The following is a 23,405-nucleotide window of genomic DNA, read 5'->3' as shown; positions in this document are numbered from 1 at the left end:
TTGTGCCGCGAAGTCTTGGAGGAATTCCTTATATGCCTCGGCTTCTGGAGGGTCAGCCCTTTGCTGCAGCTTCCAGTCCTGCAATGTCGAATTTCTTCATCTTGAGCATGGCCTCGGTGACACGCTTGGCCTTCGCCGGGTCCGGGTCGCTCATCAATTCACCGAGACGCTTTGGCGTGATTTGCCAGGACAGACCCCAGCGATCGCGCAACCATCCGCATTGCTCCGTCGAGCCTCCCTCCTGCAATGCTTCCCACAGGCGGTCAATCTCGCCTTGGGTCTCGCACTCGACGATGATCGAAAAACTGTGATTGAACGGATCGAGCGGTCCGGCTTCGATAGCCATGTAGCGCTGATCGCCGAGGGTAAAGCCTGCGAGTTTAACACTCCCCGCCGGTCCGCTTGGTGTATCTGCCGGAATGGTCGAGACCCATTCGACGGAAGAGCCGCCAATCAGCGAGGTGTAGAAGCGGATTGCCGCCTCCATGTCTTTTTCGAACCAAAGATGTTGCGTAACCTTCATCGTGCATCCTCCTGTTGAATGGAACTCTGTCCGCAGGACGAAGCTGGAGCTTCCATACCGACAGGGCCCACGCAAAAAAACCGAAAGAAAGTTTGGTATGGCCCGACGTAGACAGGATATCTTGTCCGCGTCAACCGTCCGGTTGATGCGAACGCCTGAGGGATGATGAAACCCGTAAATCCTTGATCGACTGGGCTATTCATGTCTCTATTCAGCCTTCGATCGGGCGAGGCATGCTGCGGGCGTCAAGTATCAGGGCAGCCAGCCAAATAGGTGCAGGACTGGGCAACAGCAGAAAGTGGAGCGGGCACTGTGCAAAAGAATTTGACTCGGGTCGGACCCGGCTATCCGCAGGTCGTCGTCCTCTTCGGGGCAACGGGCGATCTCTCCCGGCGCAAGCTGCTGCCGGGCCTGTTCCATCTCATCAGGGCTGGCTTTATACCCGGGTGCCGCATCGTCGGTGTTTCGCTCGATGAGATCGATGCCGACGGTTTTCGCGCCATCGCACGCGAGTCGCTCAGCACTTTCCTGACCCGCAAATTCACCGAGACCGAATGGGAAGATTTCTCTTCATCGCTTGACTATGTCCCGCTTTCTGCCGGCGCGGGCTTATTGAAGGAAGCGGTGAACAGGGCAGAGGAGGCGCTTGGACCGGAAACGCGGCGCGTGCATTATCTCTCCGTGCCGCCGAGGGCGGCGCTCTCGGCCGTACAACTCCTTGCTGAGGCCAAACTCGTTGAGGGTTGCCGCATCATTATGGAAAAGCCGTTCGGCACGGACCTGGTCAGTGCGATGGAACTGAACAAGAGACTGCACGAGGTTTTCGACGAAAAGCAGATTTTCCGTATCGACCACTTCCTCGGCAAGGAACCAGCGCAGAATATCCTCGCTTTCCGCTTCGCCAACGGACTTTTCGAGCCAATCTGGAACCGTAACTTCATAAACCATGTGCAGATCGACGTTCCGGAGACGCTCGGGCTTTCCACCCGCGCGGCTTTCTACGAGACAACGGGCGCCTATCGCGACATGGTGGTGACCCACCTCTTTCAAATCCTGGCCTTTATGGCGATGGAGCCGCCCACGGCCTTGGAGCCGGCGCCGATCTCGGAAGAAAAGAACAAAGTGTTCCGCTCCATGCTGCCGATCGAGCCACGCGATGTCGTGCGCGGCCAATATATCGGCTACCGCAAGGAGCCGGGAGTTGATCCGGAGAGTGACACCGATACCTTCATCGCCCTCAAATGTGCCATCGACAATTGGCGCTGGGCAGGCGTGCCCTTCTTCCTGCGCACGGGAAAACGTCTTGCGGAGGGCCAGCGCATCATCTCGATCGCCTTCCGAGAGCCTCCCAAGTCGATGTTTCCGGCCGGCTCCGGCGTTGGGGCGCAAGGCCCGGACCACCTCACTTTCGACCTTGCGGATGCCTCAAAGGTCTCGTTGTCCTTCTATGGGAAGCGACCCGGCCCAGGGTTCAGGCTAGACAAGCTGTCGTTGCAGTTCGCAATGAGCGAAACCGGTCTGATCGGCGAAGTGCTCGAGGCCTACGAGCGCCTGATCCTCGACGCCATGCGTGGCGATCACACGCTGTTTACCACCGCCGAGGGTATAGAGCGGCTCTGGGAAATCTCGCAACCGCTCTTGGAAAACCCGCCGCCTGTGCGCCTCTATGATCAGGGCGGCTGGGGCCCGAAATCGATCCACCAACTCATCGCGCCTCATGCCTGGCGCCTGCCGTTCGAGCGCGCCTGGCGAGATCCGGCGAAGGAGTAACCGGCGGCGGACTTGTCAACCGTTCCAGGCGATTGCATTCAACGACGGCTTCGCGCACACGGCTGGGCCTAAAGCGGCAGGGGATGCATGTCATTCCATCACGCAACAGTCAGCCAACCATGCTTGCTCCATAAAACGAGACAAGTTGCGTGATCGTCAGTGGGCGGGAAAACAACCAGCCCTGCCCGCGACAATGAGGTAGGGCTTTCGCAAAGTAATTACGCTGTTCATTTGTCTCGATCCCCTCGACAACGACACCAAGGTGAAGGGACCGAGCCATTTCGAGTATCAGGGGCGTTATCGATACTTTTACGGAATCGGTACCCACCGTATCGGTAAATGCCTTATCGATTTTGACAGCGTCAACTCCTAGGTCCTGGAGGTAGGCCAAGCTAGAATATCCCGTGCCGAAATCATCGAGATAAACGGGATGCCCCTGTCTGCGGAGCCTTGCTATCGCCGGAATTGCAATTTGGCGAACAACCGTGGAACGCTCCGTGAGTTCTACACCGATTTGGCTCGCCGGGAGGCCCGATTGGACGATCTCATCCAGGACCTCGTAGAATTTGACGTCATCCAAATCGGCGGCAACGATGTTAATGGTCAACACCAATTCGGGATGGGCCAGCAGGAGCGAACGGGCACTCCGCCCGATTTCCCTTAGAACATAGACCGTGATTTCGCCAGCCAGACCTTTGTCCTCTGCTACTGGAACGAAAACATCCGGCGGAATATTTTCCCCGCTTTTATCCGTCCACCGTACGAGAGCCTCAGCCGAAACCATCCGTCCTGACGTTAAATCCACGATGGGCTGATAGACAACGGTGATCTCATTCGTCCGCAAAGCCTCTGCGAGACGCATTATGAGTGTGCGTGGTTTGCGCGAAAGCAGTGAAATGCTCAGAGCCAGGAGGAGTCCCGCAGCACTGCCGATAACGGCGAACGCAACGGCAAAGCCAGACTGGCGTGCAACGGCCTCGACGCGGGTCAATGCTGCGACGGCGCAGATGGGATAAGCTTCGGAGCAATGGATGCGGACCAGGTCGTTGGCACTGTCCACGACGCGGTTCCCTCCCTCGATCAGGACGCTATCATTGACAATCCGGTTGCCCCACGAGCGCATAACCGTTCGATCGCGCAAATTCACAATCGCAATGGAATAGCGAAATGGGCGAAACTCCAGATCGAGGAAAGCACCTGGCGAAAGCACGGCGTTAGCATTTCCGCTTTCAATGATCGTTCCGATAATGCCGGGGGCGAGTGCCAGCGGCACCTTCACCCAGATCCTACGGCCCCGGTCGCCTATGAAGTCTGGTCTACCCACGAGTAACGGAGGGTCGATTGCGCCAATCGATGTCGTACACATCAACCGTCCATCGATCACACGTCCCATGTCCTTCACGTAACGAGCGCTGAAGGCAATCCTGCGGAGATTGGCAAGGTCAGGTTGTGAGCAAGGAACTCCGACGATCTGATTGGCTTGTTCCAGAGTCGTATCAGTTTCCCGGGTAATTGCCTCAGCCCGTTGAGCCAGGTTATCCGCATACTGAGCGACTTGGCCGCGGGCGGCGTTCAATGCAATCATTTTGGCACCGGCAGACGCTAACACGCCTCCCAATACTCCGGCCATCATGCAAGCCACCATGGTCAGATATTGGGATTTGACTATGCGTTTCAATCGTTCTCCTCGCAACTGTCAGGACGCTGTTAACCCGAGCAACAAAGGCGGGCGCAAAAGCAAAGGCCCAAAATACGATAGAGTGCGAACAGCACACGGCCAATCCATCTTCCCTGTCGGTATCCAAGGATTGCGACGTTGTCGTTACCTCGCTGACTGCTTTCGTTCGCCGCTCCATACTATTGGAATTACTTTGGTTAGAGGAGTAAGATCCTGTACCATACAGCCGTGAATGCGGTTACTTGTTTGGGGGAACAAGGGATGAGCGTTATCACGCACCGTTTGCCGGCGAATGAGGAGCCAACGCTTCCAACCGCCTCCCATAATAACCTCCGGTGGGTGTCCAGGCCTGTACTTGCACCTAGGCTTATTGTGGCCAGGCCATATGATCTTACAAAACCCACCCTTCGGTCCCGAGCTGGTTGAAGCGGGGTTCGAGCGCTATCGGGGCTGCATAACTGTCTGGACACTTCACTCACTGCCTTATCTCGCCGCGGTCCGCCGTCTCAACTCTCTCCGAAAAGCGGGCCTGACGATCCCGGAAACTGACTGTTTTGCCGGCCTGCTCTGTAAGTGGGCGCCGTATATTACACGATGCTACACGTATTCGTGTTCGCATCGGTCTACACTCTCACTGCATGAAACGGGCAAAGCGCCCGCTCGACGGAGGCATAGTGAAGTGGCTGAAGAGAACCGCTCCTCTGCCTGACGTCAGCCCACTCGCTCGTCCAGACGAATGAACTAGTAGAAACCATTGGCAGGGGAGATACCGCGATGCCGAAACCGGCGAAGATGCTTGAGCAGCGGATAGACCACTTCTTCTCGATGCCCGCGGAACGCGCAGACCGGTGGCGCGATGTTGTTGCCGCCGCGCGAGCATGGTCGGTCGGGCGAGCCGATCAGAACGCGGCCGAAGCGGCCTTTGCAGAGTTAGGCCCCATTGAAGGGTTTCACGCATTCCCAGGCTCTGCGCTCATGGCGAGGCTAAGCGACAGGCTGCGGGGAGGCGATGCTGTTGGCTTTACTGATTTGGTGCGACGCGTTTCGGCCGCGATTGTCACGCGTGACTTCAAGTACGATCCTGCCGAGTGGCGAACCACCGAGGAAGTCGTCGATACGCCGGCTGATGTCCTACCGCCCACGCTCAGACACGGTGACGCAAAGCGCCCCTACTTCGAAATGCTGATTGTTGCGCCGGGTGCCACAACGCAAGCTGCCGATCAAATCGCGCAGTTGCGCAACCTGCGACGTCCTGAGGACGCGTTTATTTACGAAATTGTCCCGGTAGACAGCTTCGAAGATGCGATCTGCGCTGCGATTATCAATCCGGATATTGCCGCGGTTACGATCTTCGAGGGCTTTAACTACGCTTCGCGACATTCGGCGCCGGTGTTGCGCAGCGTGCTGTCCGGCCTCGGACTGGATGGGGCGCGAGCGGAGGACGCTGATCTGGCGTTGCTCTTGGCAAACTCGTTGAAACGTCTGCGACCAGACCTCGACATTTATCTTCTGTCTGACCGCCAGGTAGAAAATTTGGCGGGCGATGCACGGTCGGCATCCATCCGTCGCGTTCTCTATGCGATCGAAGAACCGTTGGAACTCCACCTGTCGGTGCTTGAGGGGATTCAAGACCGTTTCGAGACGCCGTTCTTCGACAACCTCAAGAAATATGCGCGGCGCCCGATAAGTACATTCCATGCGCTTCCGCTCGCTCGAGGAAAGTCAGTTTTCAAGTCTGACTGGATCCGCGATATGGGGGAGTTCTATGGTATCAACCTTTTCCTTGCGGAAAGCAGTGCCACAACGGGTGGACTTGATAGCCTTTTGGAGCCGACAGGCAATATCAAGCGCGCTCAGGAAATGGCCGCCCGGGCTTTTGGCGCGGACCATGCCTTTTTCGTAACCAACGGCACAAGCACGTCGAACAAGATGGTCCACCAGGCGATAGTCGCGCCCGGCGACATCGTCATTCTCGACCGAAACTGCCACAAGTCCCACCACTATGGGCTTGTACTTGCCGGCGGGCAACCACTCTACGTTGATGCATTCCCGATGACAGAATACTCGATGTATGGTGCGGTACCCCTCAGGAGCATAAAAAAGGCACTCCTGGATCTGAAGGCCGAAGGCAGGCTTGACCGTGTCAAAATGGTGGACCTCACGAATTGCACCTTTGACGGCCACATCTACAACACGCGTCGGGTTATGGAGGAGTGCCTCGCCATAAAACCGGACCTCGTATTCCTCTGGGATGAGGCGTGGTTCGGCTTCGCGCGGTTCTCACCGGTATTGCGTCCTCGCACCGCAATGGGCGCAGCTGCCGCAATTGAAACATGGATTCACGGTTCGGCCGCGGTTGAGGCCTACGAAAAACAACAGCAGGAACTTGGGTCCGACCCCACCGTCGACGAACTGCTAACGACGCGGTTGCTCCCGGACCCGCGGAAGGTTCGTATTCGCGTTTACCAGACCAACTCGACGCACAAATCCATGTCAGCGCTGCGCCAAGGCTCGATGGTTCTCGTGAAAGACGTCGACTTCTACACAGTTGAGTCGCAGTTTCACGAGGCAATCTTTACACATGCTTCGACAAGCCCCAACCAGCAACTGATCGGCAGTCTCGACGTAGCGCGGCGGCAAATGGAATTGGAAGGCTACGGCCTCGTGCTCAACGCCATCGAAATCTCGCTTGCTATCCGGCGTGCGGTCAATTCACATCCGATAATCTCGAAATACTTCCATATGCTTGGTGCTGACGGCATGATCCCCGCGCAGTACCGGGAGAGTGGGTTTGTGGATTTTCTGGCGCCGGACACAACCTGGGCCAGCCAGGTGCGCAGCATGCACGACGACGAGTTCTGCCTCGATCCTACGCGTATGACGCTTGTCTGTGGAACGGCAGGTTTCGATGGAACCGAGTTCAAGGCGTTGCTGGCCAATGTCTACGACATTCAGCTCAATAAAACGTCGCGCAATTCGGTTCTGCTGCAATCCAATATCAACAATACACGGAGCGATGTGGCGCAACTCGTTCGCGTGCTCCTGGAGATTTCTAACGGGATCGAGACCCGCCTTGCGCGGGGCGGCGATGGCGAAAGAAACGCGCTGGCCGCTCGCGTCAAGTCGCTAATGACGGACGTGCCTGACCTACCGAATTTCAGTCATTTCCATGAAGCGTTTCGACAAGACGCGGGGCGTGCCACACCGGAGGGGGATATGCGCACAGCTTTCTACGGTGCTTACGATGCCACGGGCTGTGAATACATTCCTTTGCATGGAGATGAATGTAATCGTCGCCTTCGCGAGGGGCCGGAAATGGTGTCCGCCAACTTCGTAATTCCTTATCCACCCGGCTTCCCGATCATGGTGCCGGGTCAAGTGATCACAGAGGAGACAATTGAGTTCATGCGCAAACTCGATGTGAAGGAGATTCACGGCTACGAGAAAGCGCGCGGTCTCAAACTGCTAAAGCCGGAGGTCATCTCTACCAAACTGAGGCACTAAGATAAGCGCCTGTGGGTGCGTCTGCTTGCCCACGGCGGGTTCGATCCGAGGTTGGTCGTTGACTCCTTGAGCTTGACAATGGGCAGGAGTGGGGGATGACTTTTTTTGTACAAGCATTGCGCGACAATCCTGAACTGGCAATCTTCCTTGCTCTGGCCATTGGCTTTTTGATTGGACGAGTAAAGCTCGGAAGTTTCAGCCTCGGAATCGTGGTGGGGACGCTCTTGGCTGGGGTGTTGATTGGACAGCTCGATATCAAGATTCCACCGATTGTGAAGATCATCTTCTTTGATCTTTTTCTGTTTACAACCGGCTACAAGGTCGGACCGCAGTTTTTCCGCGGGCTCAAACAGGACGCAATTCCACAGGTGGCGCTTACCTTGGTCTTATGCGTTGCATGCTTGCTCACTGCATTCGGTTTTGCGAAGCTGCTTGGGTACGACGTCGGAACGGCCGCCGGACTGCTTGCAGGAGCATTTTCAGAATCGACGGTCATTGGCACGGCCGGGGAGGCTATTCAGCGCCTGGCTATTCCCGAAGCGGAAAGAATTAGCCTGCTGAACAATATTCCAGTGGCTTACGCAGTCACATACCTCGTAGGAACCGCCAGCCTTGTATGGTTTCTCCCTACAATCGGACCCAAACTGATGGGAGTTAACCTGCGCGACGAAGGGATGCGTATGCAAGGCACCGCATTGGCAGGCTCCGCGCAACTGGAACTTGGCGTGACCTCGGGAGCAAGACTGTTCGATCTGCGTGCTTACCGTGTCACCAATCCAAAACTCGTGAATAAGACGGTGGCAGAACTTGAAGCCTTGCCGCAAGGCTCGCGCGTGTTTATCGCAAGAATCCGACACCACGGAGGCATCATGGAGGCGCTTCCCAATTCGGTCATCCGCGAGGGTGACATCGTCGCCGTACTCGCTCGGCAGGAAATACACGTGAACAGCGGGAAGATTGTCGGCCCGGAAGTAGACGACAAGCCTCTGCTCGACCTACCGGTCGAAGTGCTGGATGTCGTGGTTACGCGAGGGATCGCGGTTGGGAGAACACTTGGAGAACTGGCGCAGCTCGAATTCACTCGGAGCGTGTTTCTGCGGAAGCTTACACGGGCCGGACAGGAGATGCCCGTTACTGCAAAGACGACCATCGATGGTGGAGACGTGCTCAGTCTGATCGGCACTAAGCCGGAGGTTGAGAGGGCCGCAATGGAATTAGGCTATCCGGACCGCCCAACTATGGCGACGGACATGGTTTTTGTTGGGACAGGCATCGTGCTTGGGGGGCTTTTTGGCCTCTTATCGGTAACCGTTGGCGGCATCCCGCTAACTCTGACTGCAAGCGGAGGTGCGCTGATCATGGGGCTGGTTTTTGGCTGGCTTCGGTCTGTACACCCATTTTTTGGCCGAATCCCGGAGCCCGCCATCTGGATTTTCGACACTGTTGGTCTGTGTATTTTTATCGGTGTAGTTGGCATCAACGCCGGGCCCAGCTTCTTCTCTGGGCTCCAACAAACCGGTTTGAGTCTTGTGGTGGTGGGGCTTGTATCGGCGTTGCTGCCGCATACGATAGCGATACTTTTTGGCCGCTATATGCTCAAGATGAACCCCCTTATTGTTCTTGGTGCCTGTGCCGGTGCCGGAACTATCACGGCCGCCCTCCGGGCGATACAAGATGAATCTCGGAGTAGTATTCCTGCGCTCGGTTATACGGTGCCCTATGCCATTGGTAATATTCTTCTCACTGCGTGGGGGCCCGTGCTCGTCGCATTGATGACGATTGGCGAATGACGAATGTCCACCTCGACTTTGGTACGATGGACCACCGGGTGTGGCTGAGCGGAGACACTTTGGATGGCCGACTGATGATATGATTGTGGAATCTGCGCGAAGTAGCTCGAACGGATCTTGCTGACTAGTTGGCAGAGAATGGGGGATCGCATGGCTATTCGTAGGCTTTTTCTGATATCGGGTGCAGTCCTCATAACGACGTCGGCCTATGCGGCGGATGCGGTCGTCGTTGCCGAGCCCGAGCCTGTTGAATATGTCCGGGTATGCGATGCCTACGGGGCGGGCTTCTTCTATATCCCGGGAACCGAAACATGCCTAAAGGTCAACGGCTACCTGCGCTTCGAGTTTTCCGGCGGGGACAACGTGTTTACCGGTGGCCCCGTTGGTGCAGGCGGAAATGATACCTGGCGTGTCCGCACCCGCGCCGAAATTCGTTTTGACGCGCGTTCCGAAACAGAACTTGGCACGCTGCGGTCATTTATTGATACCCGTTTCCAGAATACAAACAGCGACGACGCCGGAGGTACGCTACATCAGGGGTTTATCGAGCTGGGCGGGTTCCAGATGGGCGTCAACGATGTACTCTTCGGCTCCTGGCTCGGCTATGCTGGAACGATTATTCAGGACGACGTGATCCAGTATGGGTCCGACAGCATTTCCAGCAATCAGATCAGTTACACCTTCAAGGGTGGAAACGGATTTTCCGCTGTCGTCGCCGCGGAACAGGGTATGGTATTCAACGGTTATGACTACGTCATCGATGATTACATGCCGCATGTCCTTGCCGGCGTGAAATATCAACAGGGTTGGGGCCAGATTGGTGCTGTCGTCGGTTATGATTCCGTGCAGGATGCCGTCGGCGTCAAGGCGCGGCTCGACGTGAGCCTGACGGATGCAATATCGGCCTGGATCATGGCGGGCTATCAATCCGACTATGATTCTGATTCTTTCATCACCAATCAGAACAAAAACTGGTACGGCTTGTGGGAAGGCGACTGGGCCGGCTGGGGTGGCTTTGCCATCAAGGTTACCGACAAGGCGACGATCAACGGCCAGGCGGCCTATGAAGAGCAGGGCACCTGGGCTCTCGCACTCAACGTCAACTACGAACTGGTGCCGGGCTTCTTCATAAGGCCGGAAATCGACTACACCAAGTTCGGCGGCGACCGAAAGGAAGTGGCAGAGAGCGATTTCGGCGAGGATGACGCACTTGGCGGCATCATTCGCTTCCAGCGTAACTTCTAGGCAAAGATCAAATAGTTTGTTTGCCCGCCGCCGTTTATCCGGTTGGCGGGCCTTTTGTGTTTCGCACCAGTTGGTGCGCCTGCTAGCGCACCAACTCCTTTGCGCTCCAAACTACTGCCGCCGCTATCGGCCAGCAGCGCGCCACGCGCAGCAGGAAGAATCGGCGACGACTCATATCGGTTTCCGCTGCATCGTGAGGCATAGCAGTGGCGTACGCGACCTTGCGGCCGACTGGGGTGCTAGTTCCATAATACGCCTTATGCCGCAAAGGTGTGTTGCCGAGTGGGTTCTAATTTGAAGTGCGACTTTGCAGCGACGACAATGGCTTATCGCACTAAGGAAATCGCCCATGAACCAGCTGCGATCTCAATGCGACGCCGCGCAAATGTCTGGGCGACGGACCCCTGCCGAAGTCTTCCGCCAAAAGGTCATGGCAAGGCCAAGATGAAGACGTTAGCCTGCCGTTGCTCCAACGCCGCACTTCGGCGAGAACTCACATGTTCAATATTACGCCGATCGTACACTCAAGCCTATTTACGAGAGCCAGGACTTCATTTCGCACTTGTCGCTCGCTGCGACCGCAGAGTTTCTTAAATTCTTGCTTTGCAATCATGCTTCTCAGCGTTCTCTGCGGCCAACTCCAGAGCGATCAGAAGTTTGATCATTTTGTGCTTCTTGAGAGCACGTTGATAGTCTCTGGTCATCCGAACATTTTGTGCTTCTGCCAATTCACAATTCAATCTCGACAGTTCGAACGTAGCAACAGTGTTGTCATCGACCAGAACGGTAAAGATGTCCTCCCCTTGCTCTGGTATCCAATCCAAGACATACGCCGAATACATTTTCGGAAACGCGCGTCTAATTGAGTTCAGTAGACGACGATTAGCGCTGTCGTAGAAAAGCGCATGGTGACTGCTCTGAAGTTCATCACGATATTTTTTCTCAAGTCCACTCCGAATCAGCTTCATTTAATTCTCACCGGTGTAACCGTAACAAGATTGCCGAGGCGGTCCGTCAATATTGTCGTTGTTGACGTCGCTTGAAACCCGTTAAATTTATCTGTTTCTACCGGGTACCCCAAATCAACCGCTCTCACATATCGAATTCCGCCGGCGCGTTATCGACACCGGTGCCAATTTAACGAATACACCGACTGGTAACGACGTTTTCTATATCAAGCCCGATCGCAACAAACGGCCTTGTCATTTATCGGTCCTCCATAGAGTTTGTGAGGGGCTGATTTGGGGGAATCGATGACCGGGCTGTTGATGAAACTTGACTATGAAGAAGAGCGTCCAGCGGCGACATCAGACACAGCGCCATGAGGCATCATGGCCAATCCTTTTCTTTGGGAGATGCGTAGATGTGGCGGCTTGTTCCGACGAAGTATCAGTTCGGTCTGGTTCTCGCTGGCGTGGTGCTGAGCTTCTACCTTGCCCAGTATGCATATGGATATGTGTTCGGTGACATGCCCGCGACCCCTGAAAATTGGTCGCTCGTATTTCTGGCGTCAGCGGCGATCCTTGCTGGTCTCGTGCAGTTGATTTGGAGCCTTGCCTGGCATTGGCTTCCCTCGCTGCAGCGCCACACCTTCCCTGATCTCAATGGCACTTGGACCGGCCAAGTGGTCTCGACCTATTCGGATCCGGCGACTGGAATTCAGGTGCCGCCTATTCCAGTCGCGATTGCCATACGGCAGGGATTCTTCTCCACGTCGGTTACGTTCAAGTCCGGAGAGACAAAGTCGCAAACGACGCAATGCTTCCTGAAGCCGTTCTACCAGATCGGCAAGTTTCGTATCTGGTATATCTACGATACTGATCCCCAGGCGCAGTTTCGCAGCCGCAGCATGCCGCATGAGGGCGTATGCTACCTCGATCTCTACTTCGATGAAGATAGAAACAAATTGCGGGGGACCTATCATACCGAGCGCAAGACGACCGGCGAGATCGTCGTCGCACGGTCCTTCAACCGGCAGCGCTAATCGAAACAGAGGCGCGGCAGGACGTCGGCCAGCGCCGCAGCGCCCGCCCTCGCCTACCGAATGCCAGCGCGCAGAAATGCCTGGATGAATTGTCTCTGAAAGATCAGGAAGGCGATCATCAGCGGAGCGACGACCATGACCGTAGCCGCGCTGATCGTCGAGATGTTAACGCCGCTCTCTGGTGCGCCAAACAGCGAAAGACCGACAGTAACGGGCCGCGTTTCGGCGGAATTGGTGACGATCAATGGCCACAGGAAGTTGTTCCAGTGCGTCGCCACCGAGACCAGCGCATAGGCGAGGTAAACCGGCTTCGCGGCAGGAACATAAACTCGCCAGAGCACGCCAAGCCAGCTGCAGCCTTCAATGCGCGCTGCTTCCTCGAGTTCTACCGGAACCGATTTGAACGCCTGGCGCAGAAGGAAGATGCCAAAGGCGCTGGCGACGTACGGCAAGCCCATGCCTGCAATCGTGTCGAAGAGAGACAGGCGCGAAATCATCGCATAGTTTTCGACGATAAGTACTTCCGGCAGGATGAAAAGCTGCAGGAGGACGAGCATGAAAACCAGTTCCCGCCCGACGAATTCGAAGCGTGCGAATGCATAGCCGGCAAGGGTGCAGAGGATAAGCTGTCCGACCAGTGTGAAGCTGACCAGGAGCAGCGTGTTGCGGAAGTAAAGCCCCCAGGGCGCGGCGTTCCAGGCGTTTTGATAATTGTCCAGCGTCGGCGCGACGCTGCCGCTGAAATCGAGCGCATGGCCGGAGGGCATCAACGACGCCCAAACAGCAAAAAGCAGCGGCGCGATCCATATCAGGGCCAGGAGCCAGGCCCCAGCCGCATCAAGCAGACTGTCGAGCCGCAGGCCACGGCAGGCGGTGGGAACGGCGATGGTCATCGGTAATGTATCCGGCGGTCGAGGACGCGGAACTGAAACACCGCCACTGCTCCAAGCGCGAGCAGAACCAGGGTCGTCATGGCGGCTGCGTGCGAACGGTCGAAATAGGCAAATGCCATTTCCCAAATCCAGTAGAGCACCAGCTTGGTGGCGTTGTTCGGTCCGCCCTTGGTGAGAATGAAGAGATGGTCGATCAGTTTGACCGAGTTGATCAGCGCGTTGATGAAGATGAAAGCGGTCGTCGGCATCAAAAGGGGAAACAGCACGCGCCGCGCGTATGTGATCCGGCCCGCGCCCTCGATGGCTGCGGCTTCCTTGAGATCGGGGGGTATCGTCTGCAGGGCGGCGAGATAGAAGATCATGAAGAAGCCGGCTTCCTTCCAGATCGTGACGACGATTACCGCCCACAGCGCCGTTCCCGGCTGGCCCAGCCAGTTCGTCGGTGCGATGCCGAACAAGCCCGCGATGCTGTCAATCACGCCTAGCCCCGGCGTATAGAAGAAGAGCCAGATATTCGCGGCGGCGATCATCGGCAGCATGGTCGGGGTGAAATAGGCGCCCCGCACGATACCGCGCAGCGGAATACTGGCATTGGCCCAGAGAGCCATGGCAAGGGCGATCGCGATCGAAAAGGGAATCGTGACCCCGGCATAGACCGCATTGTTGCGAACGACGGTCCAGAAGGTGGGGTCATTGATTAAGTCGGCATAATTGTCGAGGCCATTGAATGCCGCCGGAAGCCTCGCCGTTCCTGACGAGAAGAAACTCGACCACACTGTGGTGATCGTGGGAATGAATGCGAAGATCGTGAGCAGGATCAGGGCGGGAGCCGCCAGCATCCATCCATAGAGTGATTGCCTGCGTTTTTGGTAGACGGCTATTTGATCCATGCGACCGCTCTTGAGTACTAGTGTCTGAAGTTGCTGGAACGGAAGGACCCCTCCGTTCCAGCCTGGCATGGGTTACTTCTGGTAAGGCTTGAGCAGGTCGTTGGCGGTCGCCTGCGCTGCCTTCAACGCGTCGGCCGAGCTTTGCGTGCCCGTCAGGGCAGCCTGGACGGCATTGTTCAGGGCTTCGCGAACGCGCGCCGTCTTCCAGGTGGAGAACTCCGGAATTGCAACCTTAAGCTGGTCACGGGCGACCAAGGCCTGCGGAAACTCCTTGCCATAGGTCTTGAGCTTTTCCGTCTCGTAGGCAGCCGGGCTGACGCCGACATAGCCAGTCTCGATCGACCACTGGGCGGCGCGTTCCGGCGCGGTCAGATAGCGGATCAACTTGAGCGAGGCGGCGCGTTCTTCCGTGGAAGCCTTCTTGAACAGGTAGAAGTTGCCGCCACCGGTCGGCGAGCCGGGCTGCTTGTTGGCCGGGAGCTCGGCAACGCCGAAATCGAATTTCGCCTCTTTCTTGACCGCGGCAAGGTTGCCCGTCGTATGCCACATCATAGCGGTCTGCCCCTGGACGAACGCCTGACGCAGTGTGCCCCATTCGATGAGACCTTCCGGCGAGATTTTCTTCTCGGTCGAGAATGAACGCCAGAATTCGAGCGCTTCGACGACGGCAGGATCATCGAAACTGACCTTCGTGCCATCCTTGCTCATCAGTTCCTTGCCGTTCTCGATGGCGAAGCACTGCAGCATCCAGTAAGGATAGCCGGTGCTCGGGACCATGAGGCCGTAATGCCCGTCCTTGGTCAGGGCCTTGGCCGCCGTCACCATTTCGTCCCAGGTCTTCGGCGCCTTCTCGGGGTCGAGGCCAGCCTGGCGGAACATGTCCTTGTTGTAGAACATGACGATCGTCGAACGCTGGAACGGGATGCCCCATGTCTTGCCTTCGACGCGGCCATTGGCCATCAATGCCGGATAGAAACTGTTCAGCCATTTCTTTTCGTCGTCCGTCTTGACGATATCTTCGAACGGAACGATCAGGTCCTGCTCGACCAGATCGTAGGCATCGATCGAGAAAAGCACCGAGAGCTGCGCCGGCTGGCCGCTCTGAATGGCGGAGAGGGCGCGAACGCGCGTATCGTCATAATTGCCGGAATATACGGCGTTGACCTTGATCTCCGGATTTTCCTTCTGGAAACCTTCGATCATTCCGTCAACCACCTTGGTGAGCGGGCCACCGACGGCGATCGGGTAATACATGGTCAGTTCAGTCTGCGAAAAGGCCGGCATGGCGGTGGCCGTCAACAATGTCGCCGAAAGAAGGGCAGCAGTCGTGAAATGTCTCATGAAAAGTTTCCTCTTTGAATGATTAATTGAAAGCAGTCGCGCAGATTGGGAGGCAGCGGTTTTACGGCTGACTGACCAATTGGAGTGTATTTGGCAGGCATCGGCCACTTTCGCGGTCGAACCAGTTGGCGGAGGCGGGCGACCAGTTGAGCGAAAGGCGGGTTCCCGGTGCCTTCTCGTTTCGGCCTGGCAGACGCGCTATCACTTGCTCGGCGCCGTCGACAGCGAGATAGACGTAGGTTTCGGCGCCAAGAAACTCGCTGAAGACAACCGTGGCAGGAAGTCGGCCGCTGCCCTCGGGTAGGAGAATGAAATCTTCGGCCCTGACGCCGAGCTGAAGAGATTTTGCGTCGAGGCCGGCGGGCAAGCATCCCGCTGCCTGCAGGTTGAAAGGCAGAATATCGGCGGGGAGCAGCGTCATTGCCGGACTGCCGATGAAACTCGCGGTAAAGGCGCTTGCCGGCCGCTCATAAAGCTCGGCTGGCGGTCCCATATGTTCGACACGTCCCTGATTAAGAAGCACGATCTGGTCGGCCATGCCCATGGCTTCCGTCTGGTCATGCGTAACATAAATCAGCGTCATGCCGAGCCGGCGCTGTAGCGAGCGTATTTCCTGGCGCACGGAGTGCCGGAGCTTGGCATCGAGATTGGAAAGCGGCTCGTCCATCAGACAAAGCGGCTGGCGGGCGACGATGGCCCGCGCCAGAGCAACGCGTTGCCGCTGCCCGCCCGACAACTGGGCGGCCTTTCGGTCGGCGTAACCGTTCAGGCCTGTCAGATCGAGGGCTTCGGCGAGGCGCGCTTCCCGTTCCTTCCTGGCCATGCCCCGAACGCGCAAGCCGAATATGATGTTCTCGGCAACATTGAGATGCGGAAATAGAGCATAAGACTGAAATACCATCGTCAGTCCGCGCTCAGAGGGACCCAGCGCCGTAACATCGCGCCCGCCGATTTCGATACGGCCGCTGTCCGGCGTCTCAAGCCCGGCAATCAGTCGAAGCGTCGTCGACTTTCCGCATCCCGATGGCCCGAGCAGGACCGTGAACCCGCCTTCGAGGATATCGATCGAAAGGCTGTCCACGCCGCCGCCAGTGTCGAACTTACGGGTGATGTTCTTGAGGCGAACGAAGGACGCTCTGGTCATTTCGAACCTTCGTTCGCTAGGCGGAGTTTGGCCGCAATGGTGCTGTCAGCAAGGAGCGGAGTAACGGCGACGTCCGGCAATGCGTTGAGTACGATCATGTCGGGGTCGGCGAGAGACCCTCCGCGCGCCGGCGCCAGACGACCAAACTTGCTTGTATCCGCAACCAGAATGGACGTCCGGCAGTTCTGGAGCATCGCAGCACGGACCAAAACCTCGGGACGGTCGAAATCGACAAAAGTGCCATCGGGATCGATGCCGCCGACGCCGAAGACCGCGAAGTCCACGCGGTAGTTGCGATACATCTCCTCGACATGCGGTCCCAGAAAATCGAGGTCAGGCAGGCGCATGACGCCGCCCGGCATGATGATGCGGTTCGAGGGATTTGCACTCAGCGTCACCGCCACATTGACGTTGTTGGTGATGACGGTCAGATCTTCGTGGTTGAGCATCGCCCGCGCCACGAATTCCGGCGTCGTTCCGATACCGAACGATACGGAGGAGCGGCTCGGGATCATGCTCGCCACGACGAGACTGATCGCTCTTTTTTCTTCCGGATAGCGAATCCGGCGCGAATCATAGGAAAGATTGATCGACGGAGCGTCGATGTACTCCGCGCCGCCGTGCCTTCTGCGCAAGAGATTGGCGTCACACAGCTCGTTGATGTTGCGCCTTATCGTCTGCGGCGTGACCATGAAATGATCGGCAAGGGCCTGGACTGATAAGAAACCGCGTTGTCGTATAAGCTCGACGATGTCCTGCTGCCTCGCAGATATATTCATTATGCGTATCCGAAATGTTCATATGAAACACAGATACTCGTTATATCGCTTAAATGACGGTTAGATTGCAGTTTTGTGTCATCCATGTGAAAGTCCTCGGCAGCTCGATTTTCCGCGAGCTGCCGAGGACCTGTCTTGGCGACGAAAGTCGCCCGTCCTTACTTGGACGTAAAGAAAGTCAAAAGGACTTTGCCTTTGTCGCCCACGAGGCAAACAAACCGATCCGGCTTTCCGGATTTCGCGCCCCTTACGACGTAGGATTCGCCAAGGACCACCGTCTTGAGCGGCACGTCTTCAATTTTCGCCGTTGTGGCCGATACCGCGACACTTTCGAGATCGATCGTAAGATCTGTGATGTCAGGCGACTTCTGCTGGAGAGCGATCAAACCCGTGGATTTGCAGGCGTCGATGACAGGATCGACGGTTTGGGCATATGCAGCAGGAGCAAGAAGCGAGAGAAGAGCGGTTGCGAAATAGAGCTTCTTCATCAATTTCAATTCCTCAAAAATGGCAGTCGAAAATTGCCTGGTTCAAATACGTGAATGAAACGCTGCGCGATTCAATTTGTTCCAGGGCGAAAAAGCCGGCGGTAGCGGACTGCCGGGTCGGATCGCGAATTATTCGAGCGGACACGAAACACGATTCGACTGGTCGCGGCATTGCGATATCCTCGGCAGCTATTTCAGCTGATATTATGCGGAAACATTGCCGGCAAAGGCCAACTGGGGCTCTACCGCGATAGAATCCCCCCAGCCATTATGCTTGGCTGCTGCGCAGCAGGGCGAGAAAGCGATCCGCATACGACACGGCAAGCGCTGAGGTCGTCTCCGACCTGACTTTGTCGTAGTACCCAAATTCCGGATACCGGGTTCCGATCTTCGCCTTCTCGGCTTCATACCAGGACATCGCCCGTGCCATCCACTCGGGCCTGTCAGGTGCGTCGTGCGCCGGTGCAGGGCCACATTCTTCCGCAAGCCGCTCTCCAATCTCCAGAAGGGCCTGTTCCGCCTCCGGAAACTGCCGCGGTGGAACTGAGGTCTCCAAAGCAAGATTTTTCAATCGGTGCGACAAGGACAACAACAGATCACTGTAGATCTCTGATAGCGGCATCACACCCGATTCCATGGCTTCCAGTGCAGCGACGTGCAAGGTTGTGCTTCCGTCTGCCTTGCTCGCATCCACGGCAGCGACGACGTCGCGGCCAAGCTGCCTCCATCTGGCGGTGTCAACGGTGGTACCGTTTCGCTCGGCGCGATGCAGCGCGTCGAGGCGCGTGTAAAGATCCTGCGCGTTGCCGGCACTTATGTAGCGGGCCAAACCGTGTACCGGGTCGTTCAGGAGCAACTGAAACCAGTCCACCACCACCGGGTGAAGATCGATGCCGACGGGGATTGCCTTTGCAAGTTCGAGCGCAAAATGTTTCGCCGTTCCTGATCGGTCCTTAACGTGCCATTCGGCCATTTCATAATTAGCAACGGCACCGTCGAACACCGACGTGAAGGAAGCCGAAAAACCACAGACCTCTGTGGGATCGTTGCTCGAACCAGCCATCCAGGCCGAAGGAGTTAAGGCTTCACCCACCTTCGACGATACGATCGCCTCGGCGAGACGGGCGATGGATTCTTCCTTCACCGTCTCGTCGCCATGAAACGACAAAGTTCTGCAGTTCATTGCATTCGTGTTCACAACGAATCCTCCAGGATGTCGTCGAACAGGACGCGCAGGCGCGTTCGGGTCATGGCATTATCTCGGTGTGCAATCTCGCCGTTCTTTACGAGCAGCAGCGTCGGTATGGATCGCACACCAAAGCGATCGGTCGTGGCTGGTTGATCGTCTATGTTAATCTTCACGATCTTGATGCGTCCGGCATACTCGGTCGCAAGATCGTCCAGAAGCGGTGCGATCGCGCGACAGGGCCCACACCAGGGCGCCCAGAAATCGACAAGAACCGGAATGTCGGATTCCATGACATCGGTCTCAAAAGTCGCGTCGCTGGCGTTGATGATCAATTCACTCACAGTTCAAAATCTCCATAAAATTGGCCGTTTGCCGGTCCATTGCCGGTCCCGCTGCCACGATCTCTCTTGCTTCGTCTTCATCACGCGCCAAGGCCTCGACAGGCATTATTTCCCATGCGCCGGCTGGCAGAAGGCGAAGAACATCGACGTGGAATTGCAGCAGGCTAGGCCGATGTCCAACGCTGATGAGAGTTGCCCCTGAATTCTTCAAAACGGTGTAGAGCGTGCGCTCGGTTGAGACATCGACGGCACTCGTCGCTTCATCGAGAAAGACATAGCGGGGACGCGAGACCAGAACACGTGCGATCGCAATACGTTGCTGCTCACCAAGTGAGAGAATCCGGCCCCAATCCTGCTGTGCTTTGAAACCGCCATGACGCTGTGCAAGATCGGGAAGTTGCACCGCTTCAAGTATAGCCTGCAGTTCGCTTTCCGAAATATCAGATTCCGTCGCAGGGTAGATCAACTGGGAACGCAGATCTGCAAGCGACATGTAGGGGCGCTGCGGAAGAAACAGTAACTGTTCCAGCGGCGGCATCGTTATGGAGCCGGCTCCTTCGTTCCAAAGCCCGGCCATCGCCCGCAGCAGCGAGCTTTTGCCGAGGCCGGTCATGCCGACAATTGCCAGGTGACGCCCTTCGCCAATACCGAGTGACAGGTCTTGGATGAGAAGCCGCTCGCTCCCCGGGGCCCGCAAGCTCATCCGGTCGATCGCGATCGTTGGACCCTGAAGATGGGTGATCATCCCGCTCGCTTTCTTGTGGTTTTCGGCAAGCAACTCGAACTTTTCATCGATCTGGGCGAGGCGAACCATGCTTGGTACGGAATCAGAAAACGAGGGGAGAATGTTGACGATGAGGGTGAGTGCACCCAGCAAGGTGGCGGCCGCAAGCGACGCTTGCGTCATGGTCCCGAAATCGACCTTTCCGGCAAAATAGGACGGCAGAAGGCAGATAACGGGGATGAGCAACCAGATCACCTTTGTCGCAGAAATGCCAAGCGTCATCCAGAATTCGTAGGCAAGTTTGGCGAGACCTTTCAAAATGGCGGTTCTCAGGCGCTCGAGGATTTGGTGTCGTTCGCTTGGTTCCCCGCGATAGAAGGCCACGGTCTCAGCGTGATCGCGCACGTGCAACAGGCCATAGCGAAGATCTGCCTCGGCCACGGTGACGTCGAAACTTTGGCGAATGGTTGGCTGGAACAATTTGAATATGATCACCGATTGAACAATTGCAAAGCAAGCCACGGCAACCAGGAGCAGGTTCGAGATCGAGGCGATGATCGCCGCTTGCATGATGATATCGAGTCCCGCCGATATGAAGATGACCGGTACCTTCACCATCATGTCGCAAAAAACCTTGGATTCCTGTTGGATTCGCTGATCGGGATTATCGATCGAACCGTCCTGGGTAATCGAGTAGTAGGTGCGCCGCTCCAGATAGCGGTCTGTCAGGTAAGTGGCCAACCATAGCCGCCACCCCAGTGTTACGCGACCCATGCAGTATATCGTGCCCGCCTGCGATACGTAGTGCCCGGCATTGATTGCCAACGTCAGCACGAGCAGCGGGACATATGTCGGCACATCCTTGGCAACCAGGGCATTCGTCATGTCTCTGGTTACAAAAGTCAGCCATCCCCCCGTCGCGACGTAGCCAAAAACGGTCGCCACCATAAACCCGACCGTCAGCCAGGATTGAGAAGAATGCTTGCCGGTCCAATATGGGCGGCACAGCCGCCATGCCCGCGCGAAGAATAGGCGGCCCATCTTGTAGTCCTGGCTGTCATGCTGGGCCTTGTATGCACCACCTGCCGGCATATCGCTCATGTCGGATCCTGCGGCTTCGCTTCGGTAACAAAGTTGATTTTGGCAAGGCCGGCGCGACGCGCGGCCGCAAGCACCGCGGCAACGCTTTCATAGCGCGATGCCTTGTCGGCATAGAGTTGCAGCGCCGGCCTATCCGTTCTCGCGGCTGTTTGGGCGAGCTTTTCCTGCAGAACCGCCTGATCGACCGGGAACCCATCCCACACGATGGTGCCATCGGCGGTGATGTCCACGGAGATCGGCGCCGCCTGTTGTTCTACCGGGTTTGTGGTTTCGCGCGGAAGCTGGATATCCACCGAATGCTGGATGACGGGCAGCGTCACCATGAAGACGATCAACAAAACGAGCATGACGTCGATAAGCGGCGTCATGTTAATCTCGTTCATCATTTCGCCATCGCTATTGTTCAAAAGAGCCATTGCCTTGCCTCACTTTGCTGACGGACGCTGCATGGGTACCACCGGCCCGCTCGCCTGCTGTGGCTTGCGCTGGGCTGCCTGCGGCTTGTGGCGGGTACCGGTCATGAAATAAACTTCAAGGTCATGCGCGAAACGCATGAGCTTCTGTGCCACTGCCTTGTTGCCACGGGCGATCATGTTGAAGCTGAGCACGGCCGGGATCGCGACGAACAGTCCGAACGCCGTCATCACCAGCGCCTCGCCCACCGGGCCGGCAATTTTGTCGATACTCGATTGACCGGTTGAGCCAATGACGAGCAAAGCATGGTAGATGCCCCAGACCGTGCCAAACAGACCGACGAAAGGTGAGGTGCTGCCGACGGAAGCAAGAATTGCAACACCGTTCTGCAGTCGTGCCATCTGTTCGTCGAGCACCGCCATCAAGGTGCGCCGGAGCCACTCGTCGGCGCCGAATGCACCCGCCAGATGCGAGCGCGCCTCGCTTTCCTGCGTTTCACGCGCCGCAGCAACAAGGGCCGCGTAGGGATTGCTTGCAGATTTGCCGAGCCAGCGTTGAGCTTCGTCGAAGGTGCCGGCCTGCCAAAAGCGCTCGGCGGCCTTGCCGCGCTTGCGCAATACGAAGAGCTGGCCGAACTTGTATAAAATGACGGCCCACGACAGAACCGACATGATCAATAGAACGATCGCAATAGCGCGTGTGATGTCATCACCCTCGTTCCAGACATGCGCGAAGCCATATTCCTGCATGGTATTTTCCAATCCAATTCACGGTTTGTTGAAATCGATGGGTTGTATCCGGCTGCCGGCATGCCCGCCCTCGCAGCTGCCGCGCTTGACGCCGGCGATGGCCGCTGCATCAAGTTCGTCGAATCCGCTGCTTTTGATGACGACGGCCTGTTCGATGTGCCCGGAACCGCTCATGGTAATCCGCAGTACCACGGTACCTTCATGGCCAAGCCGGCGGGCCTTGGGCGGGAAAGGCGGTTGCGGGATCGAACATTTGATACGGCCCGCTGATCTCGAAGCGTCGGCGCCGGATTGGGTCAAGCTTGGAGCGGCCGCGGTCGGTTGCGGCTGAACCTTCGGTGGTTTCTGCTTGGTTACTTTCGGTTTTTCAACCTTGCCCACCTTCTTTGGCTGGGGGATCGGCGCGGGCGCAACGACTGCTGGCTCACTTTCCGGTGCGGTGCTCGTCAACACGTCTCGAACAGGCTCCTCAACCGGGGCGGGTACCGGCTCCGGTGGCTGTGGAACAGGTTCCGGCTCGGGTGTTGGCACTGGCGGCTCGGGTGCTAGCGGTTCGACGACGGGTTCCGGTTCCTGCGCCGGTGGCTCGGGCTCGCTTGGATGTACGATGGGTTCGGGTTCAGACGCCGGCGCTGGAGGTTGGGGAACAGGTTCGGGTTCGGGCGGCGCTACAAGCGCTGCTTCGATCGTATCTCCGCTGGCAGGTTGTCCGCCCGAGACCAATTGTATGCCCGGATCCGCCGGCGATGACACAATGACAACGCCTGCCCCCAAGTGAGCCAACAGCGCCAAGGTCACCGCGGCCAAGGGCCATGGATACCACCGGGTCGGCGCGGATCGTGATGCATGCCCTGGTAG

The 23,405-nt window shown here is 57.1% G+C and carries 20 protein-coding genes and 1 pseudogene; 6 read left to right on the top strand and 15 right to left on the bottom strand.

Features of this window, described 5'->3' with window-relative positions; all coding sequences use genetic code 11:
- Positions 1-52 precede the first annotated feature (52 nt).
- Positions 53-523 (bottom strand): VOC family protein, encoded by a 471-nt coding sequence (locus BLR72_RS20675; RefSeq protein ID WP_091951610.1) that lies wholly within the window; start codon positions 521-523, stop codon positions 53-55.
- A gap of 312 nt (positions 524-835) precedes the next feature.
- Here BLR72_RS20675 and zwf point away from each other — a divergent pair, with 312 nt between their 5' ends.
- Positions 836-2,293 (top strand): glucose-6-phosphate dehydrogenase, encoded by a 1,458-nt coding sequence (zwf, locus tag BLR72_RS20670; protein ID WP_091951608.1) that lies wholly within the window; start codon positions 836-838, stop codon positions 2,291-2,293.
- A 109-nt stretch (positions 2,294-2,402) separates the two neighbouring features.
- On the opposite strand, the gene BLR72_RS20665 is transcribed toward zwf, so the two are convergent.
- Positions 2,403-3,971 (bottom strand): EAL domain-containing protein, encoded by a 1,569-nt coding sequence (locus BLR72_RS20665; protein ID WP_091951606.1) that lies wholly within the window; start codon positions 3,969-3,971, stop codon positions 2,403-2,405.
- A 774-nt stretch (positions 3,972-4,745) separates the two neighbouring features.
- Between BLR72_RS20665 and BLR72_RS20660 the strand changes: the two genes are divergently transcribed.
- From BLR72_RS20660 to BLR72_RS22765, 4 genes and pseudogenes are all read left to right on the top strand, one after another.
- Positions 4,746-7,475: a decarboxylase gene (locus BLR72_RS20660; RefSeq protein WP_091951604.1), complete on the top strand. Its 2,730-nt coding sequence runs from the start codon at positions 4,746-4,748 to the stop codon at positions 7,473-7,475.
- Positions 7,476-7,570: 95 nt separating this feature from the next.
- Complete coding sequence (aspT, locus tag BLR72_RS20655; RefSeq protein ID WP_091951602.1) at positions 7,571-9,265, top strand: aspartate-alanine antiporter; 1,695 nt, start codon at positions 7,571-7,573, stop codon at positions 9,263-9,265.
- Positions 9,266-9,415: 150 nt separating this feature from the next.
- Positions 9,416-10,510, top strand: coding sequence for a porin (locus BLR72_RS20650; protein WP_091951690.1), 1,095 nt, complete (start codon positions 9,416-9,418; stop codon positions 10,508-10,510).
- 97 nt (positions 10,511-10,607) lie between these two features.
- Positions 10,608-10,808, top strand: a pseudogene (locus BLR72_RS22765) (hypothetical protein); the annotation flags it as partial.
- Between the two features lie 292 nt (positions 10,809-11,100).
- Here the strand turns inward: BLR72_RS22765 and BLR72_RS20640 are convergent.
- Complete coding sequence (locus tag BLR72_RS20640) at positions 11,101-11,478, bottom strand: hypothetical protein (RefSeq protein WP_091951599.1); 378 nt, start codon at positions 11,476-11,478, stop codon at positions 11,101-11,103.
- Positions 11,479-11,873: 395 nt separating this feature from the next.
- On the opposite strand from BLR72_RS20640, the gene BLR72_RS20635 reads away from it, so the two are divergent.
- A complete protein-coding gene (locus tag BLR72_RS20635) occupies positions 11,874-12,494 on the top strand; it encodes a Cap15 family cyclic dinucleotide receptor domain-containing protein (RefSeq protein ID WP_091951598.1) in 621 nt (206 codons plus the stop codon).
- A 53-nt stretch (positions 12,495-12,547) separates the two neighbouring features.
- On the opposite strand, the gene BLR72_RS20630 is transcribed toward BLR72_RS20635, so the two are convergent.
- The 12 genes from BLR72_RS20630 to BLR72_RS20575 form a co-directional block, all read right to left on the bottom strand.
- A complete protein-coding gene (locus BLR72_RS20630; RefSeq protein ID WP_091951596.1) occupies positions 12,548-13,387 on the bottom strand; it encodes a carbohydrate ABC transporter permease in 840 nt (279 codons plus the stop codon).
- Positions 13,384-14,277, bottom strand: a complete 894-nt coding sequence (locus BLR72_RS20625) for a carbohydrate ABC transporter permease (protein ID WP_091951594.1) — start codon at positions 14,275-14,277, stop codon at positions 13,384-13,386. Before BLR72_RS20625 ends, BLR72_RS20630 begins: the two co-directional genes overlap by 4 nt.
- Positions 14,278-14,349: 72 nt before the next feature.
- On the bottom strand, positions 14,350-15,618 hold the full coding sequence (locus BLR72_RS20620) for an ABC transporter substrate-binding protein (RefSeq protein ID WP_091951592.1): 1,269 nt from the start codon (positions 15,616-15,618) through the stop codon (positions 14,350-14,352).
- A gap of 61 nt (positions 15,619-15,679) precedes the next feature.
- On the bottom strand, positions 15,680-16,762 hold the full coding sequence (locus tag BLR72_RS20615; protein WP_091951590.1) for an ABC transporter ATP-binding protein: 1,083 nt from the start codon (positions 16,760-16,762) through the stop codon (positions 15,680-15,682).
- The gene (locus BLR72_RS20610) at positions 16,759-17,541 is read right to left on the bottom strand and encodes a DeoR/GlpR family DNA-binding transcription regulator (RefSeq protein ID WP_091951588.1); all 783 of its coding nucleotides are present in this window, start codon (positions 17,539-17,541) and stop codon (positions 16,759-16,761) included. Before BLR72_RS20610 ends, BLR72_RS20615 begins: the two co-directional genes overlap by 4 nt.
- Before the next feature lie 158 nt (positions 17,542-17,699).
- Positions 17,700-18,029: a hypothetical protein gene (locus BLR72_RS20605; protein ID WP_091951585.1), complete on the bottom strand. Its 330-nt coding sequence runs from the start codon at positions 18,027-18,029 to the stop codon at positions 17,700-17,702.
- A 268-nt stretch (positions 18,030-18,297) separates the two neighbouring features.
- Entirely contained in the window at positions 18,298-19,227 is a 930-nt protein-coding gene (locus BLR72_RS20600) for a hypothetical protein (RefSeq protein WP_091951583.1), read from the bottom strand.
- Positions 19,224-19,559 (bottom strand): thioredoxin, encoded by a 336-nt coding sequence (gene trxA, locus BLR72_RS20595; protein WP_091951581.1) that lies wholly within the window; start codon positions 19,557-19,559, stop codon positions 19,224-19,226. The genes BLR72_RS20600 and trxA overlap by 4 nt, the downstream gene beginning before the upstream one ends.
- Positions 19,552-21,384, bottom strand: a complete 1,833-nt coding sequence (locus BLR72_RS20590) for an ABC transporter ATP-binding protein/permease (RefSeq protein WP_091951579.1) — start codon at positions 21,382-21,384, stop codon at positions 19,552-19,554. Before BLR72_RS20590 ends, trxA begins: the two co-directional genes overlap by 8 nt.
- The gene (locus tag BLR72_RS20585; protein ID WP_091951577.1) at positions 21,381-21,800 is read right to left on the bottom strand and encodes an ExbD/TolR family protein; all 420 of its coding nucleotides are present in this window, start codon (positions 21,798-21,800) and stop codon (positions 21,381-21,383) included. The genes BLR72_RS20590 and BLR72_RS20585 overlap by 4 nt, the downstream gene beginning before the upstream one ends.
- Positions 21,801-21,809: 9 nt before the next feature.
- On the bottom strand, positions 21,810-22,547 hold the full coding sequence (locus tag BLR72_RS22840) for a MotA/TolQ/ExbB proton channel family protein (protein WP_091951575.1): 738 nt from the start codon (positions 22,545-22,547) through the stop codon (positions 21,810-21,812).
- Between the two features lie 18 nt (positions 22,548-22,565).
- A complete protein-coding gene (locus BLR72_RS20575; protein WP_139202561.1) occupies positions 22,566-23,300 on the bottom strand; it encodes an energy transducer TonB in 735 nt (244 codons plus the stop codon).
- Positions 23,301-23,405 lie beyond the last annotated feature (105 nt).

It is taken from the genome of Phyllobacterium sp. YR620 (assembly GCF_900104165.1).
Taxonomy (GTDB): Bacteria; Pseudomonadota; Alphaproteobacteria; order Rhizobiales; family Rhizobiaceae; genus Phyllobacterium; species Phyllobacterium pellucidum.
This window is presented reverse-complemented; position numbering and strand designations above follow the sequence as displayed.

Bases quoted from the DNA above. Each gene is read 5' to 3' on its own strand.
- BLR72_RS20625 (WP_091951594.1), bottom strand. From the start codon at position 14,277: ATGGATCAAATAGCCGTCTACCAAAAACGCAGGCAATCACTCTATGGA.
- BLR72_RS20615 (WP_091951590.1), bottom strand. From the start codon at position 16,762: ATGACCAGAGCGTCCTTCGTTCGCCTCAAGAACATCACCCGTAAGTTC.
- BLR72_RS20675 (WP_091951610.1), bottom strand. From the start codon at position 523: ATGAAGGTTACGCAACATCTTTGGTTCGAAAAAGACATGGAGGCGGCA.
- aspT (WP_091951602.1), top strand. From the start codon at position 7,571: ATGACTTTTTTTGTACAAGCATTGCGCGACAATCCTGAACTGGCAATC.
- BLR72_RS20660 (WP_091951604.1), top strand. From the start codon at position 4,746: ATGCCGAAACCGGCGAAGATGCTTGAGCAGCGGATAGACCACTTCTTC.
- BLR72_RS20610 (WP_091951588.1), bottom strand. From the start codon at position 17,541: ATGAATATATCTGCGAGGCAGCAGGACATCGTCGAGCTTATACGACAA.
- BLR72_RS20635 (WP_091951598.1), top strand. From the start codon at position 11,874: ATGTGGCGGCTTGTTCCGACGAAGTATCAGTTCGGTCTGGTTCTCGCT.
- BLR72_RS20630 (WP_091951596.1), bottom strand. From the start codon at position 13,387: ATGACCATCGCCGTTCCCACCGCCTGCCGTGGCCTGCGGCTCGACAGT.
- BLR72_RS20640 (WP_091951599.1), bottom strand. From the start codon at position 11,478: ATGAAGCTGATTCGGAGTGGACTTGAGAAAAAATATCGTGATGAACTT.
- BLR72_RS20650 (WP_091951690.1), top strand. From the start codon at position 9,416: ATGGCTATTCGTAGGCTTTTTCTGATATCGGGTGCAGTCCTCATAACG.
- BLR72_RS22840 (WP_091951575.1), bottom strand. From the start codon at position 22,547: ATGCAGGAATATGGCTTCGCGCATGTCTGGAACGAGGGTGATGACATC.
- BLR72_RS20585 (WP_091951577.1), bottom strand. From the start codon at position 21,800: ATGGCTCTTTTGAACAATAGCGATGGCGAAATGATGAACGAGATTAAC.
- BLR72_RS20620 (WP_091951592.1), bottom strand. From the start codon at position 15,618: ATGAGACATTTCACGACTGCTGCCCTTCTTTCGGCGACATTGTTGACG.
- BLR72_RS20605 (WP_091951585.1), bottom strand. From the start codon at position 18,029: ATGAAGAAGCTCTATTTCGCAACCGCTCTTCTCTCGCTTCTTGCTCCT.
- BLR72_RS20590 (WP_091951579.1), bottom strand. From the start codon at position 21,384: ATGAGCGATATGCCGGCAGGTGGTGCATACAAGGCCCAGCATGACAGC.